This is a genomic window from Bacteroides caccae (assembly GCF_002222615.2).
GTDB classification, from domain to species: domain Bacteria; phylum Bacteroidota; class Bacteroidia; order Bacteroidales; family Bacteroidaceae; genus Bacteroides; species Bacteroides caccae.
Genome location: NZ_CP022412.2, coordinates 4159254 through 4176620 on the forward strand (window position 1 = coordinate 4159254; position 17367 = coordinate 4176620).

Annotated in this window: 12 protein-coding genes; 4 read left to right on the top strand and 8 right to left on the bottom strand. The window is 41.9% G+C overall.

Going from position 1 to position 17367, the window contains the following annotated elements:
* Positions 1-107 precede the first annotated feature (107 nt).
* From CGC64_RS17055 to CGC64_RS19000, 8 genes are all read right to left on the bottom strand, one after another.
* Positions 108-3011: a PL29 family lyase N-terminal domain-containing protein gene (locus tag CGC64_RS17055; protein WP_005679773.1), complete on the bottom strand. Its 2904-nt coding sequence runs from the start codon at positions 3009-3011 to the stop codon at positions 108-110.
* A gap of 374 nt (positions 3012-3385) precedes the next feature.
* Positions 3386-4324: a tyrosine-type recombinase/integrase gene (locus tag CGC64_RS17060; RefSeq protein ID WP_005679774.1), complete on the bottom strand. Its 939-nt coding sequence runs from the start codon at positions 4322-4324 to the stop codon at positions 3386-3388.
* Positions 4325-4755: 431 nt separating this feature from the next.
* Entirely contained in the window at positions 4756-7266 is a 2511-nt protein-coding gene (locus CGC64_RS17065; RefSeq protein ID WP_096037495.1) for a PL29 family lyase N-terminal domain-containing protein, read from the bottom strand.
* Between the two features lie 375 nt (positions 7267-7641).
* Positions 7642-8580 (bottom strand): tyrosine-type recombinase/integrase, encoded by a 939-nt coding sequence (locus CGC64_RS17070; protein WP_005679633.1) that lies wholly within the window; start codon positions 8578-8580, stop codon positions 7642-7644.
* A gap of 162 nt (positions 8581-8742) precedes the next feature.
* Positions 8743-10380, bottom strand: a complete 1638-nt coding sequence (gene groL, locus CGC64_RS17075; protein ID WP_005679634.1) for a chaperonin GroEL — start codon at positions 10378-10380, stop codon at positions 8743-8745.
* A 42-nt stretch (positions 10381-10422) separates the two neighbouring features.
* Positions 10423-10695, bottom strand: coding sequence for a co-chaperone GroES (locus CGC64_RS17080; protein WP_005679636.1), 273 nt, complete (start codon positions 10693-10695; stop codon positions 10423-10425).
* A 524-nt stretch (positions 10696-11219) separates the two neighbouring features.
* Positions 11220-11768: an NUDIX hydrolase gene (locus tag CGC64_RS17085; RefSeq protein WP_005679637.1), complete on the bottom strand. Its 549-nt coding sequence runs from the start codon at positions 11766-11768 to the stop codon at positions 11220-11222.
* A 69-nt stretch (positions 11769-11837) separates the two neighbouring features.
* Entirely contained in the window at positions 11838-12005 is a 168-nt protein-coding gene (locus CGC64_RS19000) for a hypothetical protein (RefSeq protein ID WP_005679639.1), read from the bottom strand.
* 140 nt (positions 12006-12145) lie between these two features.
* Between CGC64_RS19000 and CGC64_RS17090 the strand changes: the two genes are divergently transcribed.
* The 4 genes from CGC64_RS17090 to hydF are packed head-to-tail and all read left to right on the top strand — an operon-like array spanning position 12146 to position 17325.
* Positions 12146-13615 (top strand): 4Fe-4S dicluster domain-containing protein, encoded by a 1470-nt coding sequence (locus CGC64_RS17090; RefSeq protein ID WP_005679640.1) that lies wholly within the window; start codon positions 12146-12148, stop codon positions 13613-13615.
* Positions 13596-14642 carry a [FeFe] hydrogenase H-cluster radical SAM maturase HydE gene (hydE, locus tag CGC64_RS17095; protein WP_005679641.1) on the top strand — a complete coding sequence of 349 codons (1047 nt, stop codon included), beginning with the start codon at positions 13596-13598 and terminating at the stop codon, positions 14640-14642. Before CGC64_RS17090 ends, hydE begins: the two co-directional genes overlap by 20 nt.
* Positions 14643-14680: 38 nt before the next feature.
* Complete coding sequence (gene hydG, locus CGC64_RS17100; protein WP_005679643.1) at positions 14681-16102, top strand: [FeFe] hydrogenase H-cluster radical SAM maturase HydG; 1422 nt, start codon at positions 14681-14683, stop codon at positions 16100-16102.
* Positions 16099-17325 carry a [FeFe] hydrogenase H-cluster maturation GTPase HydF gene (gene hydF / locus CGC64_RS17105; RefSeq protein WP_005679645.1) on the top strand — a complete coding sequence of 409 codons (1227 nt, stop codon included), beginning with the start codon at positions 16099-16101 and terminating at the stop codon, positions 17323-17325. Before hydG ends, hydF begins: the two co-directional genes overlap by 4 nt.
* Positions 17326-17367: the final 42 nt, after the last annotated feature.

Below are 17367 nucleotides of genomic sequence, written 5' to 3' on the forward strand. Positions count from 1 at the left end.
TTATTATATAATTCAACTCAAAACAGAGGACGCCCCGTTTGTTTACTGGAACGTCCTCCGTAATTTATCTACAAATCAAGTTTCTTTATAAGAGAATCATGACTTTGTTATTTAATTGCTTTTTCTGTCAATGTTACAGGAATCTCACATTTTACAACTGACAAATCTTTGAATGTCACAGTTGCAATTACCGTAAGGTTGTAATCTCTAGTCAAAGTAGAACCTTCGTTTTTCCAAGTAACTACACCTGTAGTAGCATTAACCTTTAACTCTGAATTTGCAGACATATTCTTGTCAAGTATAGCCCAATCACCTTCTTCAACGAAAGCATATTCAACACTTACCATGTCAGCATTCAGTTTATAAGTATTTGTAGCTTTATCACTCAACACTAATACAGTAGCAGTAGAGCTATAAGAGTAAATAGCGCTTCCTTCGTTATCCTTCACAAGAACTTCAGGCATAGTGGCTCCGGTGTTTACACCAATTCCATTACCAAAGATCTTTATGCCGGTAGCTTTTGTAGCAACAAACGGATTAATGAATACGATGTTATATGCAAAATCACATGTTTCACCATTTTCCAAAGTTACCTGATAAGTCATGTTCTTAACATCATCACGTTCGGTCATCGGCTCAGTCAACTTAACTGTCTGATCTGTTGAGAATGAAGCCAGAGGAGACGGAGATACACCTGTTACACCAGAAGCCCATTGGAACTGAAGTGCTTTTACATTATTAACTTTATTATAGTATGTGAAGATATTCTCACCTGCTTCATTATTTTCAAAATGCTCGCTCACTACAGAAGACATTTCCCAACCGGAGTTTTCCTGTCCTTTGACTACAATACAATCCTTATAAGTCTTTCCATCAGCAAGAGACTTATATGTCTCGTTATAATACAAAGGATTATAAGTATAAGCAACACATTCTTCCTTCACATAGAATACTTGTTGAAGTACAATATCACCATGAGATGTATCATTAGAAGGAATAATAATCTTAACTGAGTATTTAGCACCCTTACCGTCTACGTCTTTGTAAGTATTCTGAGTCTTGATCAGATTATTGATACCCACTTTGATAGCAGAGGTCTTGGTTGCATCATCGTTCAATTTAATATTCAGAAGAAGACCTGATTCATCATTTATCACTACATCTGTACTCTGTTCTGCCTCTTGATCAATAATAGTCAGTTCCTGACCATTTTTGTCAGTTACAGTAACCAATACATTATATTTATGATCATCACCACCATAATAATTCCAGAATGTAGTAGAAGTCAATTTTGCAGTACCGTAAATCTTATTGTTGATAGCCTGATAGTCCATGCTGACATTATCAAGATTATAGTCATTAGTGAATGCTTTTTCATCACCTTCTAACTTATGATAATCAGCTGCTTTATCAGCAGACATATCAATAATTCCATAATCAGGTTTTTCGTCCGGAGCCTGAGATGTTTCTGTAATCTCCAATTTGATATAAGATGAAGCTACGAGTTTCTTTTCACCTGCATTGCTAGTTAAGAAAGCGTCTACTCTAACAACAGGAGTACGTCCGATAGCCGGAGTTCCGTTTTTCACTTCAGGATTAACTTTAATAACACCGTTACCGGCAATGTTTTCTCCTTCTTTTACGATAAACCATTGTTGATTTGTCTTTTCGTCATCTTCAGCCAAATAGTTCTCAGGTATTGAGAATTCATAACTCATGCCTTTGAATCCCAATGCTGCCAACCAATTATCTTTATCATTAGAATACAATCCTACATAATCTTTCAAATTAATAGTAGCATCATATTTAAATGTAGCGTTTGCAGCAGCGTCCAATGCAACAAACTGTTTGATGAAATCATCTGATTCACCATCTTTATTGATAGATTTTGTACGCTCATAGAAAGTAATAGCAGCATCGTCACCTTCCTTAGTTTTTACGCTATCAGCAAGTACCAAGTCAATCTCGCTAGATGTAGCATATACATAATCAGATGTCATTGGTTTTTGACCATACCATGCCTGTAAAGCAGCAATATTATATTCAGCATTTTGAGCCAATGCATTCGGATTAATTGTTGTTCCGATAGTTACAACACCATCCGCCACCTTCGTCTCGTCAACATTCAGCAACACTTTCTTGTCACCAACTGCACGGGTTTTCACTTTACGATCGATAAAGCCGAATACAGTTTTTCCGTCAACATTTGCATCTTCCGGATTCAAGCGATAATTCAATGCCACAACATTTGATTTACCCCAATCTTTCTGTGCAATGAATTCGCCACTAGTAGTATTAAACTTAGCTTCATTTAAATAACTCTCGATATGATAGAAAGGCTTACTAGTAGTTGCATAAGGAACATCTGTACTTACTACATCAGGAATGAATGCGATAGAAGATAAAGCAATGCCTGAAGTGATGTCTATTGCTATACCATCCGGTGCTCCTTCAACTCCTTGAAGTGTCAATACATTACCATTAAGAACAGCAGTAACTCCACCTTCAGATGCTGCGGTTTTCCAACTAATATCTGTTGCTTCTACCAATTTACCATCCTGATAAATATCAAAACAGCCAGTTTCTTTGTTAGGTACATAGTACTTACCGTTTTCACCGGGTGTACCTTCTCCACCAGCCGGTCCGGCAGCACCGGGTGCTCCATCTACTCCGACAGCTTTATATTCGGTTTTCACACCATTTTTGTACCAATAGCCATCTTTCTCACCAATCGTCCAAACATCAGCATCCGCACCATTTTTACCATTAGTCAGTTCATAGCTTTTGCCGTCACTAAGCGTCACAGTAATTCCGTTCTCTCCTTTCACAACATTTGTTATAACGGAACCGCTGTTAACCTTTGTCTGCAACTCCTCGAGTGACACCTTTACAGCGTCAATCTGTGTTTGCAGATTGTCGATGTCATCATCGTAGTCCTTACAACCTACATAGGTGACAGTAGAAAGTGCCAGCGCCCCGAAGAACATCACTTTTACAAATTTTCTTTTCATAACTACTTAAAAATTACATTAATAATATATTATTAAACACTAAGTTTCAATAATAGACAGCCCGTTACTTCATAGGTAACAGGGAAACCTTTGTTCCTGCTCTTTTAGAGTAGTCAATACTGAAAAATGATACGATAGATTATGAAAGTTCTTTACCCCTGCTTCTGATAAGCGGCAGAGGGGAGGGAAATCTTGTGCAATATTTAGAAGTTAACAAAGCCCTAATACAAAGAATCCACGTGTTTTATCTGTTTTAGTTCCGCTTTTGAGTAGTTTATTAAAAAAATGTGTGATTTCGTTTGGTTGTTTTAAGAAATATGCTCATATTTGCACCGATATTTATTCCCGTTACCTATGAAGTAACAGGCTATTTATCAAGACATTAATCCACCGGCAGATCGTCGGACAAAGTCAACAACCTGTCTATTAGCTTCATCAATTTTCTTACTCCTGAAAGGTTTCAAATAAGTCTCGGTTACAGTGATAGACGAATGTCCCATAGCTTCGGAGATAATACCCGGATGAATTTCGCAATAATAAGCCGTCGTAGCCCAAGTGTGACGGGCGGTGTACGAGCTTAATTTATCGCCTAGTCCTAATAACTCTCCCAGCAACATTAGTTGTTGATTAAAGCTGCGTAACGCCAACTGATATTCCCGATACGCCTCTTTCGTTCCTTCACGGCTTTCCAAAAAAGGAAAGAGATAAGGAGAAGAAGAATCACGGTTCATGTATTTCTTTACCAGAATCATTGCTTCCGGAGTTAACGTCACCGACAGGGGACGGCCTGTTTTACGCCGACGATACGTGATCACATTATCACGTAAATCACTCTTACGTAGATAAGCAAGATCAACAAACGGTATACCACGAAGAAGAAACATTAAAATAAAAAACTCCTGCGCCCGTCGTAATCTTAAAGACACTCCGGACGAACGGGACAAGTCCGCAAAAACTTTCTTCATATCTTCGTCACTTAATGCCCGCTTATGGTCGGCACGAGTACCCGTATACACCGAACGGAACAGATGCGGAACGTATGGTGCCCGATGAAGATCGACGGCACGATTGTAAACGGCACGAAAGGTACGAAGATAGGTAGAAACCGTATTCCAGCTACACCCACGACTACGAAGATAAACTTCGAACCCTTTTAACCACTCTGAAGTTACCTCATTGAAGGCAAAATCATCTTTCCCACGATAAGCAATAATGGCATTGAGACTGCTGCGATAGACATGAGCAGTTCCAAAGTTTCCCTCCACTTGTAACCCACGGGCCACTTGCTTCATAAATCCTAATACTTTTGACATCTCACGATTGTTTTGATTAATTTGATAATAAAGATACAAGTATTCTCATAAAAAGAATACCTCATACAAACAAAACGAGATATAAAGATGTTTTGGAATGCACCATAACGATGAAAAGCCCGAACTTTCACAAGCTCGAGCCTTTTGTATACTTAAAACATCTCCTTATCTATAGGAAATAAGGGACTAGCAAATTGCTTCTAGCGTAATAAGTAAGATGTCTTAAGAGAGAGATAAAAAGGGATGTCCGTGGGAAATAAGGGAGGCATCCCTTCTAGAGATAAACATTTGAGAATATACTTTCACAAGCATAATTTTCAGTCTATCCCTGAATATATTTCTTCTCAAAAGATTTGATTATATATTATAGAAGGCATCTTTAATCTTAAAAGGATTAAGATGCCCTCAATTACAGATCTTTTAAATCCGGTTTACTTCAACACTTTAACATAAACAGTTTCAGTAGTCTGTCTGCCCCATTTATCAGTAATGATAACGTTTACTTCACATACCGGAGGAGTAACGATAGGTGTTTGAGAAGCTTTCTTAGAGATTACAACTTTGTCAGTTTTCGTAAAGTCAGTAGCACTTAATGTTACATAATCTTTAGCATCCTGGTTTGCCAATTCAAGTACAACAGATTTAATTCTCTTGTCATCAAAGTCATAGCCAACACCATAAGCATCTGTTTTTTCGAAATCTTTAGCTAACAGATCTTGTGTATGTCCTCCATCTACTTCAAATGGCTTAGCTTCAGTACCTGATTTGCCAATATACTTAAATGTACCTTCGAAGATTTCCGATTTCACAGTCAAATTAAACTTATCAGTGATAACATTCAGACGGTCATTTCCAAACGGAGCATAAGCTACTGTAATGTTACGACCTTCATAAGCACCACCCCAAGCATCATAAGGCGCAACTGTGATCTCATCGCTACTCTTATTTGAGGACAACCATGCATCAGCATAGACTTTCGTATCATCTACCATTTTGGACGGTATTTCCTCATCAAATGAAATAAGTGCTTTCTCTTTAGCAGAAATAGAACCTTCCTGGTACAGTTTGTAAAGATTGTAAGTAATCTTACCTGCTGCATCTTCATCATTTACATTACCATAAGCAGTAGCGTTATCACCACTAAAGTAAGCACCTGCACGTTTGAATTCAAACAACTTACTATCCTGCTGGTCTACAGTAATCTTAAATGTCGTTTCATACAGAACATCATTATCCAATCCCGGAGTCGGAGTTGCATTTTTGAATTTAACTGTTGCAGTATGAGGAACAGCAGCAACTTCAGCAGGATCAAATGTAGCTTCGATTACAAATTTAGTAATATCAGCTACACCTGTAGACATATCAGCTACGGGTTCTCCGTCTTTGTCCAAACCTACCAGTTTCAAAGTAATACCACCTTCATATTCCAAATCCTTCACTCCGTTAATTTCAACTTCACCATCAGTATAAGCGATTTCCGTATCTATACCAGCTGTTATATTTGCTTTGATTACATCTACTGAAGGACCAACAATTTCAGAAGTAGCTGTTACTTTTTCGCCATCTACGACCCAAGTCATATCTTTAATCTCTGCTTTTTCAGCTGCATACTTGAATGTCAAATTCAACTTAGCTTCTTTTTCATTTCCAGCAGTAGTAAAATAGGCAATAGTAACAGTCAATTTGCCTTCCTTATTAGCAATAATTGTTTTATTTTCCTTGCTAAATGTAGCCTCAATTTTCTTAGCATCGGCTTCGACAACTGAATAAGTATAATCTACTACATCATTCAATTGATCACCAACCAATTCATCCAGATTATGAGTAACTTTGAAATCTACATCCTTATTTACATCTATAAGTGTCTTTTCTTCTTCTTTAGCTGTAACTTTCACATCATATCCGGAGATGATTTCATTCCCCCACGCATCTTTCGTTGTAAGTGCATAAGCGATATTTTCATTCAAATTATCCGGATCTATACCTTCAGCAAATTTAAGAGTCAAGTCATAGATACCTTTATTTGCTGTATTTTCAGCACGAGTTAAAGCAGTTTCACTAACATTAGCTGCAATACTAGCTACAACAAAGTTTGTATTTCCTTTAGAATCAGTCAAGCCGATTTCATAAGATTGAATATCTTTAACCTCCAAGTTCACCGGATTAATCAATGCATGAATCATGCTACCTCTAGCAGACAGGAACGTTCCTTTTGGATAAGATTTTCCGTTAAATTTAACATCTTTTCCTACTACTCCATAATACAAGGTAGCGTTTGCCTCAGTAGAAGAAAAATCGATACTTCCACCTTGTTCGCCAAGTGCACGCATACTAGTGATACGAGCAGCCTTAGGCATAGAAACAGTTTCCCATTCTCCCGTTTCCTTATTGAGTATATTCAAAACCCAAACCAATGGATTATTAGCATCAGCAGTTACATAGATATCTGTAGCAGCTTTAACATCTGTTTTTTTAGGTTCTCCGGCTTCTGCATCCCAAACCATCCAATATCCGTCTTCTGAAATTTGCGGTGCATATCCATCTTCACCTTTATCGCCTTGGTCACCTTGGTCACCTTGATCTCCCTTATCACCTTTCTTTCCTTCAGAACAAATACCGGTGTCTTTTCCATCAATAATCCAGTTCTTTGTTGCCGAATCAATCTCAATCTTTGTACCTGCTGCGCCATCGGCACCACTTACGATAGAATAGCTTTTACCATCGTTAAAAGTAATTTTAAATCCATCAGTAATTGTCTCTACAGCGGTTACCCATTTGCCTTCTTTCACAAAATTCTGTAACTCGGCAATGCTAGCTTTGTTTGCGTCAATCTGTGTTTGCAGATTGTCGATGTCATCATCGTAGTCCTTACAACCTACATAGGTGACAGTAGAAAGTGCCAACGCCCCGAAGAACATCACTTTTACAAATTTTCTTTTCATAACTACTTAAAAATTACATTAATAATATATTATTAAACACTAAGTTTCAATAATAGACAGCCCGTTACTCTGTAGGTAACGGAGAGACCTTTGCGCCTGCTCTTTTAGAGTAGTCAATACTGAAAAATGATACGATAGATTATGAAAGTTCTTTACCCCTGCTTCTGACGAGCGGCAGAGGGGAGGGAAATCTTATGCAATATTTAGAAGTTAACAAAGCCCTAATACAAAGAATCCACGTGTTTTATCTGTCCTAGTTCCGCTTTTAAGTAGTTTATTAGAAAAAATGTGTGATTTCGTTTGGTTGTTTTAAGAAATATGCTCATATTTGCACCGTCATTTATTCCCGTTACCTACAGAGTAACAGAATAATAATCAGGCATTTAATCCTATCACAGAACGCTTCACAAAATCAAGAACCTGTTTATTTGCTTCATCAATTTTCTTGCTTCGGAAAGGCTTGAGATATGTCTCTGTTACCGTAATGGAAGAATGCCCCATAGCTTCGGAGATAATACCCGGATGAATTTCGCAATAATAAGCCGTCGTAGCCCAAGTATGCCGGGCAGTGTATGAGCTTAATTTATCACCCAATCCTAATAACTCTCCCAACAACATTAGTTGTTGATTAAAGCTGCGCAACGCCAACTGATATTCACGATACGCCTCTTTCGTTCCTTCACGGCTTTCCAAAAAAGGAAAGAGATAAGGAGAAGAAGAATCACGGTTCATGTATTTCTTTACCAGAATCATTGCTTCCGGAGTCAACGTCACCGACAGGGGACGGCCTGTTTTACGCCGACGATACGTGATTACATTATCACGCAAATCACTCTTGCGCAGATAAGCAAGATCAACAAACGGTATACCACGGAGCGAGAACATAAGAATAAACAGTTCCTGTGCACGGCGCATATTCGGAGATACACCCGAAGACTGCGACAATTTACAAAACACTTTCTTCATATCGTCGTCACATAGGGCACGTTTATGATCGGCACGAGTGCCCGTATACACCGAACGGAACAGATGCGGAACGTATGGTGCCCGATGAAGATCGACGGCACGATTGTAAACGGCACGAAAGGTACGAAGATAGGTAGAAACCGTATTCCAGCTACACCCACGACTACGAAGATAAACTTCGAACCCTTTTAACCACTCTGAAGTTACCTCATTGAAGGCAAAATCATCTTTCCCACGATAAGCAATAATGGCATTGAGACTGCTACGATAGACATGAGCAGTTCCAAAGTTTCCCTCCACTTGCAGCCCACGGGCCACTTGCTTCATAAATCCTAATACTTTTGACATCTCACGATTTTATTAATAAATTAGACAATAAATATACAAGTATTCCAATAACCGAACAAATCGGAGAATGAGATGTTTTGGGAACACAAAAAAAAGAACCACCTTCCCTTTATCAGGGAAAGCGGTTCTTCTTTCTTTATATTCTCTAATAGGAAACCGGAATTACATCATTCCACCCATTCCTCCCATTCCGGGAGCGCCCATTGGCATTTCAGGTTTGTCTTCCTTCTTTTCTACAATGACACATTCGGTAGTCAGGAACATACCAGCGATAGAAGCTGCATTTTCCAAAGCTACACGAGCAACCTTAGCAGGATCTACTACACCGGCAGCGTGTAGGTTTTCGTAAACATCCGTACGGGCATTGTACCCAAAGTCGCCTTTACCTTCACGTACTTTCTGAACAACTACCGCACCTTCTTTACCGGCATTTGCTACAATTTCGCGAAGCGGTTCTTCAATAGCACGTTTGATAATACCGATACCTGTTGTTTCGTCAGCATTGTCACCCGTCAAGCCTTCGAGAGAATCGATAGCACGGATATAAGCTACGCCACCACCCGGGATAATACCTTCTTCGATAGCAGCACGAGTTGCACGCAATGCATCGTCTACTCGGTCTTTCTTTTCCTTCATTTCTACTTCAGAAGCAGCACCTACGTAAAGAACAGCTACACCACCTGACAACTTAGCCAGACGTTCCTGCAATTTTTCACGGTCGTAGTCTGATTTAGTAGCAACGATTTGAGCTTTGATCTGGTCGCAACGTTCCTTGATGTTTTCTTTTGCACCGGCACCGTTTACGATTGTAGTATAATCTTTAGAAACTGTTACCTTATCGGCAGTACCCAACATTTCGATAGTAGCCTGTTCCAGTTTCAATCCTTTTTCTTCGCTGATAACCACACCACCTGTCAGGATAGCGATATCTTCCAGCATTTCTTTGCGACGGTCGCCAAAGCCCGGAGCCTTCACAGCACAAATCTTCAACTGAGAACGCAGACGGTTTACTACCAAAGTAGTCAATGCTTCGCTATCTACATCTTCTGCAATAACCAACAGAGGACGACCAGTCTGTACAGCCGGTTCGAGGATAGGCAAGAAATCTTTCAGGTTAGAAATCTTCTTGTCGTAGATCAGAATGTAAGGTTTCTCCATTTCACATTCCATCTTCTCTGTATTTGTCACAAAGTAAGCTGACAGATAACCACGGTCGAACTGCATACCTTCTACTACACCGATTGTAGTGTCAGTACCTTTTGCTTCTTCGATAGTGATAACACCGTCTTTAGAAACCTTACGCATTGCATCAGCAATCAATTTACCGATCACCGGATCATTGTTTGCAGATATGGTAGCCACTTGTTCAATCTTGTCGTAGTTGTCACCTACTGTTTCTGCTTGCGATTTGATTGATTCTACCACTTTGGCAACAGCCTTGTCGATACCACGTTTGATATCCATTGGGCTAGCACCGGCAGTCACGTTCTTCAATCCTTCAGCTACGATAGCCTGAGCGAGAACGGTTGCAGTTGTTGTACCGTCACCTGCATCATCACCAGTCTTGGAAGCAACTTCCTTCACTAGTTGTGCACCTGTATTCTGGTAAGCGTCTGCCAGTTCAATTTCTTTTGCTACTGTCACACCGTCTTTTGTGATGTGCGGAGCACCGAATTTCTTTTCGATGATAACGTTACGTCCTTTCGGACCAAGAGTTACTTTTACTGCATTTGCCAAAGCATCGACACCTTTTTTCAATTGGTCACGGGCGTCAATATTGAATAATATTTCTTTTGCCATAATGATATTTACAATTTAATGATTGATTATTTACTACATTTATTAACCCAAAACAGCGAGAACATCGCTCTGACGCATGATAAGGTATTTAGTACCTTCGACTTCAAGTTCTGTTCCGGCATATTTACCATAAAGAACTGTATCGCCTACTTTCAATACCATTTCTTCATCTTTCGTACCGTGACCTACTGCCACAACTTCACCTTTCAAAGGTTTTTCTTTTGCTGTATCAGGAATAATGATACCACCAATTGTTTTTTCTTCTGCAGGTGCAGGGAGGATAAGCACTCTGTCTGCTAATGGTTTAATGTTCATAGTTACTTATTATATTTTAGTTATACATTATAATATTAATTGTCACCCGCCTGTTCTGCAGGCGAACCGTTAAAGACATTGCGAAAAGCGTGCCAAAGCAAAAGAATGATTGTTTGGCAGAAATTGACTGACAAAATGACTGACAGTTCACCTCTTATGGCAAAAAGAGAGAGCTACCACTACCCTACCTTCATAGTATTAACAAAGAAGTTACTCCCCGTAGGGCGCAAACTTCCCTTCCCTTTACCACAAAGTTCTTTCCGCCCCGTTTCAGACTTAAAACGGAAGTTGCGTTTTTATAAATGAAGGCTTTGATTATATAAACGAAACTTGCGTTTTTATAAACGGAAGTTTCGTTTATAGATTATGATAAAGCAAGAGCAACTTTACGCTCTATATAGAGGAAGTTTGCAAAGGATGAAGTGAGACTTATCTATATGTCTCCAGGAAAACAAACAAGGAGGTCTGAACTTTGCAGCCCAAACCTCCTGATTATGTGTGAAGGGAATGTATGTATGCGAAAGCTATAAACTAGCTATATACTTCCATAGCGGAGCAGCGTTCAGCGCTTGCATGATTTCGTTGTTATCCAGCAGCCGTTTCACCTCTTCCAAGGTGAGCAGATGCACGGAAAGATCTTCGGTAGCTTCCAGATGTTGGTGGTCGATGAGTTCCACATCGGTTGCAAGGAAGCAATACGTCAGATTGGTGTGAGTGCTCGGATTGGCGGAAATCAACATATATTCCTGCCAGTTGCCATTTCCGTAGCCGGTTTCTTCCCATAATTCGCGTTGGGCGGATACCAATGGCGAAGCGTCTTCCTTTTCACACACACCGGCACAAAGTTCATAACAAGTCCGGCCGATGCCGGGACGGTATTGGCGGACAAATACAAATTTGCCTTCTTTGGTTATGGCAATCGTGTTTACCCAGTCGGGATATTCAAGAATATAATATTCGGGGATATGATTTCCATTGGGAAGCAACATATCTTCACAACGAACGGTCAGCCACGGGCGGCGGAACAGGTATTTGCTGCTCACCGTTTTCCATGCTTTGTTTTTCTCTTCCATAAGGTTTCTTGTTTTCTTCCGGCAAAAGTAATGATTTCCTCCGGATATCTTGCTTTACAGCTTTCTCTTTTATTCGTCCACACAAGTTATCTCTATCATCCGGATCTGTTCCAGATATTTCTTAGTCGAACTAACCAAAGAACTTCCCATATAGAATAAAAACATCAGGCTGACAATAGTCATTAGTACACCAATCAAAGCGAAACGGTTTCTTTGTTCTAAAATGCTGCTATTCATACCTCTTCCTCCTCTTAATTTTACCTACTGCAAAGATAACGCAGAAAGGCTACAAAAAATTTACAAGAATGTTTCAAAAAGCTTAAATATTGAAATAGTGTTCGTATCTTTGCATCCGCTAACAACCCCTTAATTACAATATGGCATTTACGAATAACATTATGATTGTCCGGCACAAGTTACTGGCTGACCTTGTAAGACTCTGGAAAAACGACCAGTTAGTAGAAAAAATAGACCGGCTACCTATTGAATTGAGCCCACGCAAGTCAAAGCCTCTGGGACGCTGTTGTGTACACAAAGAACGAGCCGTGTGGAGATACAAGATGTTCCCCCTAATGGGACTGGACATGACAGACGAACATGACGAAGTAACTCCTCTCTCCGAATATGCGCAGCAAGCATTGAGCCGTCCCGAACCGGATAAAGAAAATATAATGTGCGTCATTGACGAAGCGTGTTCTTCCTGCATACAGATTAATTATGAAATAACCAACCTTTGTCGCGGATGTGTGGCCCGTAGTTGCTATATGAACTGCCCCAAAGATGCCATACGTTTCAAGAAAAACGGTCAGGCAATGATCGACCATGAGACGTGTATCAGTTGCGGTATCTGTCATAAGAGTTGCCCGTATCATGCCATCGTCTATATTCCTGTGCCTTGCGAAGAATCCTGTCCGGTGAAAGCTATCAGTAAAGATGAACACGGAATAGAGCATATCGACGAAAGCAAATGTATATATTGCGGAAAGTGCATGAATGCTTGTCCGTTCGGTGCTATCTTCGAGATTTCACAGACATTCGACGTTTTGCAACGAATCCGTAAAGGAGAGAAAATGGTGGCTATTATTGCTCCGTCTATCCTCGGGCAGTTCAAGACTTCGATCGAACAAGTATATGGAGCTTTTAAAGAAATAGGATTTACCGATGTGATTGAAGTGGCCGAAGGAGCAATGTCGACTACCAGCAACGAAGCACACGAGTTACTGGAGAAGTTGGAAAAAGGACAAAGTTTCATGACTACTTCCTGCTGCCCTTCTTACATCGAACTGGTAGAAAAACATATTCCGGGGATGAAACCATACGTTTCCACCACCGGTTCGCCGATGTATTACACGGCACGGATCGCCAAGGAGAAGCACCCGGATGCAAAAATCGTATTCGTAGGTCCATGTGTAGCCAAACGTAAAGAGGTGCGCCGCGACGAGGCCGTAGATTATATCCTGACATTCGAAGAGGTGGGTTCCATTCTTGACGGGTTGGACATCCAACTGGAGCAGACACAGGCTTTCTCCATATTGCATACTTCCGTCCGCGAAGCACACGGTTTCGCACAAGCCGGCGGTGTAATGGGAGCTGTCAAAGCATACCTGAAAGAAGAAGCGGAAAAGATAAACGCGATCCAAGTGTCGGATATCAATAAGAAGAACATAGCCCTGCTGCGTGCCTGTGCCAAGACCGGAAAGGCAGCCGGACAATTTATTGAAGTCATGGCTTGCGAAGGTGGTTGTATCACCGGACCGAGCACGCACAATGACATTGTTTCGGGACGTCGCCAACTGGCACAAGAGCTGCTCAAACGAAAAGAGAGCTATGAAACAATGGATAGATAAACTACGGCAGGAAAGAACTCTTCGACCCGAAGAATTCCGGCAACTGTTGACCGGATGTGACGCGGACTCCCTACGAATCATTAACGAACAGGCACGGGAGGTCAGCCTCCGGCATTTCGGAAACCGGATTTATATCCGTGGACTGATTGAAATAAGTAATTGCTGCCGGAACAACTGCTATTACTGCGGCATCCGGAAAGGTAATCCGCACGTAGCACGTTACCGGCTGAGTCCGGAAAGTATTCTGGATTGCTGCAAACAAGGATACGCACTGGGATTCCGGACTTTTGTCCTGCAAGGGGGAGAAGATCCTGCACTGACGGACGACCGCATAGAGACAATCGTTGCCACCATACGGCGGCATTATCCGGACTGTGCCATTACGCTATCACTCGGCGAAAAGTCACGCGAAGCGTATGAACGTTTCTTTCACGCTGGAGCCAATCGCTACCTGTTACGGCACGAAACTTACGACGCGACGCATTACAGCCAACTGCACCCTGCCGGAATGTCCGGCAAGCAACGCCTGCAATGCCTGCAAAACTTAAAAGAAACAGGGTATCAAACCGGAACGGGAATTATGGTCGGTAGTCCGGGACAGACTGTAGAACATCTGATTCAAGACATTCTGTTTATCGAAAAACTCCGTCCTGAAATGATCGGCATCGGTCCTTTTCTGCCTCATCAGGATACGCCTTTTGCCCGATATTCCAGCGGAACGCTCGAACAGACACTGCTCTTATTGTCTATCTTCCGCCTGATGCACCCATCGGCACTGATTCCATCGACAACAGCTCTGGCTACACTGACTCCCGACGGACGGGAACGGGGGATATTGGCAGGAGCAAATGTAGTCATGCCCAATCTGTCGCCACAGGAGGAACGGAAAAAGTATGCCTTATATAATAACAAAGCCTCCCTCGGAGCTGAATCGGCAGAAGGAATCAGGATATTGCAACAACAATTACATAACATCGGCTACGAGATTTCTTTCTCCAGAGGAGATTTTAAAACGGTTGACAGTTAGAAGTCAGTTAGTTGGAACTTAGAAGTTTAGAATAGATTATGACATACAAAGTAGATTCACCTGAAGCAGAAGAATTCATCCACCATGAAGAAATTCTGGAAACACTGGAATATGCACGGACCAACAAAGACAATCGTGCACTGATTGAACAACTGATTGAAAAAGCTGCTCTATGTAAAGGACTGACACATCGGGAAGCAGCCGTCCTATTGGAATGTGACCAGCCCGATCTGATAGAACACATCTTTCATCTCGCCAAAGAAATCAAACAAAAGTTTTACGGCAACCGTATCGTAATGTTTGCACCGCTGTACCTCTCGAACTATTGCGTCAACGGCTGTACCTACTGCCCATATCATGCCAAAAACAAAACGATTGCCCGCAAGAAACTGACACAGGAAGAGATCCGTCAGGAAGTGATTGCCTTACAGGATATGGGGCACAAGCGCCTGGCACTCGAAGCTGGAGAACATCCCACCCTGAATCCGATAGAATATATTCTGGAATCTATCCGGACGATTTACGGTATCAAACATAAAAACGGGGCTATCCGTCGGGTGAACGTAAATATTGCAGCCACTACGGTAGAAAACTACCGCCGGTTGAAAGAGGCAGGCATCGGCACTTATATATTGTTCCAGGAGACTTATCATAAAGAAAACTACGAAGCCCTCCACCCCACCGGACCGAAAAGCAACTATGCCTACCACACGGAAGCCATGGACCGTGCTATGGAAGGGGGTATTGACGATGTAGGGGTAGGCGTTCTCTTCGGACTGAATACATACCGTTATGACTTTACCGGACTGCTGATGCACGCCGAACATCTGGAAGCCAGATTCGGCGTAGGTCCGCATACGATCAGCGTTCCGCGCATCTGCTCGGCAGATGATATTGATGCAGGGGATTTCCCCAATGCTATCTCGGACGAGATATTCAGTAAGATTGTAGCCGTTATCCGGATAGCCGTTCCATATACCGGAATGATTATTTCGACCCGCGAATCACAGGAGTCACGCAAGAAGGTCCTCGAACTGGGCATTTCACAAATCAGCGGCGGTTCGCGTACCAGTGTCGGAGGGTATGCGGAAAGAGAACTGCCGGAGAACAATTCCGCACAGTTCGATGTCAGTGACACACGGACACTGGATGAGGTTGTCAACTGGCTGCTCGATCTCGGGCATATCCCCAGCTTCTGTACTGCCTGTTACCGCGAAGGAAGAACGGGCGACCGTTTCATGTCGCTCGTCAAATCCGGACAGATAGCAAACTGCTGTGCCCCGAATGCCTTAATGACACTGAAAGAGTATCTGGAAGATTATGCCTCCGAAGACACCCGGAAAAAAGGGCTGAAACTGATTGAAAAGGAAACGGAACATATTCCGAATCCCAAAATCAGAGAAATCGCCATACGTAACTTAAAAGCAATCGCCGAAGGCAAAAGAGATTTTCGATTATGAGTTTAACAGATACCCCTAACGCCAACAGGCTTCACATAGCTCTTTTCGGCAGACGAAACAGTGGCAAGTCTTCTCTTATCAACGCTTTGACAGGACAGGACACTGCGCTCGTCTCGGATACTCCGGGAACAACCACCGACCCGGTAGCGAAAGCCATGGAAATTCATGGGATCGGACCGTGCCTGTTTATCGATACACCGGGATTCGACGATGAAGGCGAACTTGGGCGAATGCGTATTGAACGCACATGGAAAGCGGTAGAGAAAACAGATATGGCTATCTTATTTTGTGGAGGCGATACGTCTGCCGGGCTTTCAAAGGAGACAAAGGAGCCCGATTTTACAGAAGAACTTTACTGGCTGGAACAGTTAAAGGCCAAAGGGATTCCGACGATTCTGCTGATAAACAAAACAGATATACGGAAAGATTCACAGGCGTTGGCTATCAAAGTCAGAGAAAGTTTCGGAGATACTCCTGTCCTAATCAGTGCAAAAGAGAAAACAGGGATCGAACAGATCCGCCGGACTATACTGGAAAAACTCCCTCCGGATTTCGGCCAGCAAAGTATCACCGGAACGTTAGTCACAGAGAATGACCTCGTGCTTCTCGTAATGCCACAGGACATACAGGCTCCCAAAGGCCGGCTCATCCTGCCGCAAGTACAGACGATTCGTGAATTGCTGGACAAGAAATGTCTGATTGCCACCTGTACCACCGACAAGTTGCCGGAAACATTACACGCCCTTGCTCATCCTCCCAAATTGATTATTACGGATTCGCAGGTTTTCAAAACAGTCTACGAGCAAAAACCGGAAGAGAGCAAACTTACGTCCTTTTCTGTGCTTTTCGCCGGATATAAGGGAGATATTCATTATTATGTGAAAAGTGCGGCCGCTATTGAGATGCTGACCGAATCATCACGTGTGCTAATAGCCGAAGCCTGTACCCATGCCCCTCTTTCCGAGGATATCGGGCGGGTGAAACTTCCCCGCTTACTGAGAAAACGTATCGGTGAGAAACTGCAAATAGACATCGTGGGCGGAACAGACTTTCCACAAGACCTGACACCTTATTCTTTAGTGATTCACTGTGGGGCATGTATGTTCAACCGCAAATATGTACTCAGCCGTATCGAGTTAGCCCGAAAGCAAAATATTCCCATGACAAACTATGGAGTAGCCATTGCTTTCCTCAATGGGATACTAGATCGGATTGAATACTAAAAAAAGAGCTGTTTTGGTTGTATACTAAGAACATTAAGTTTA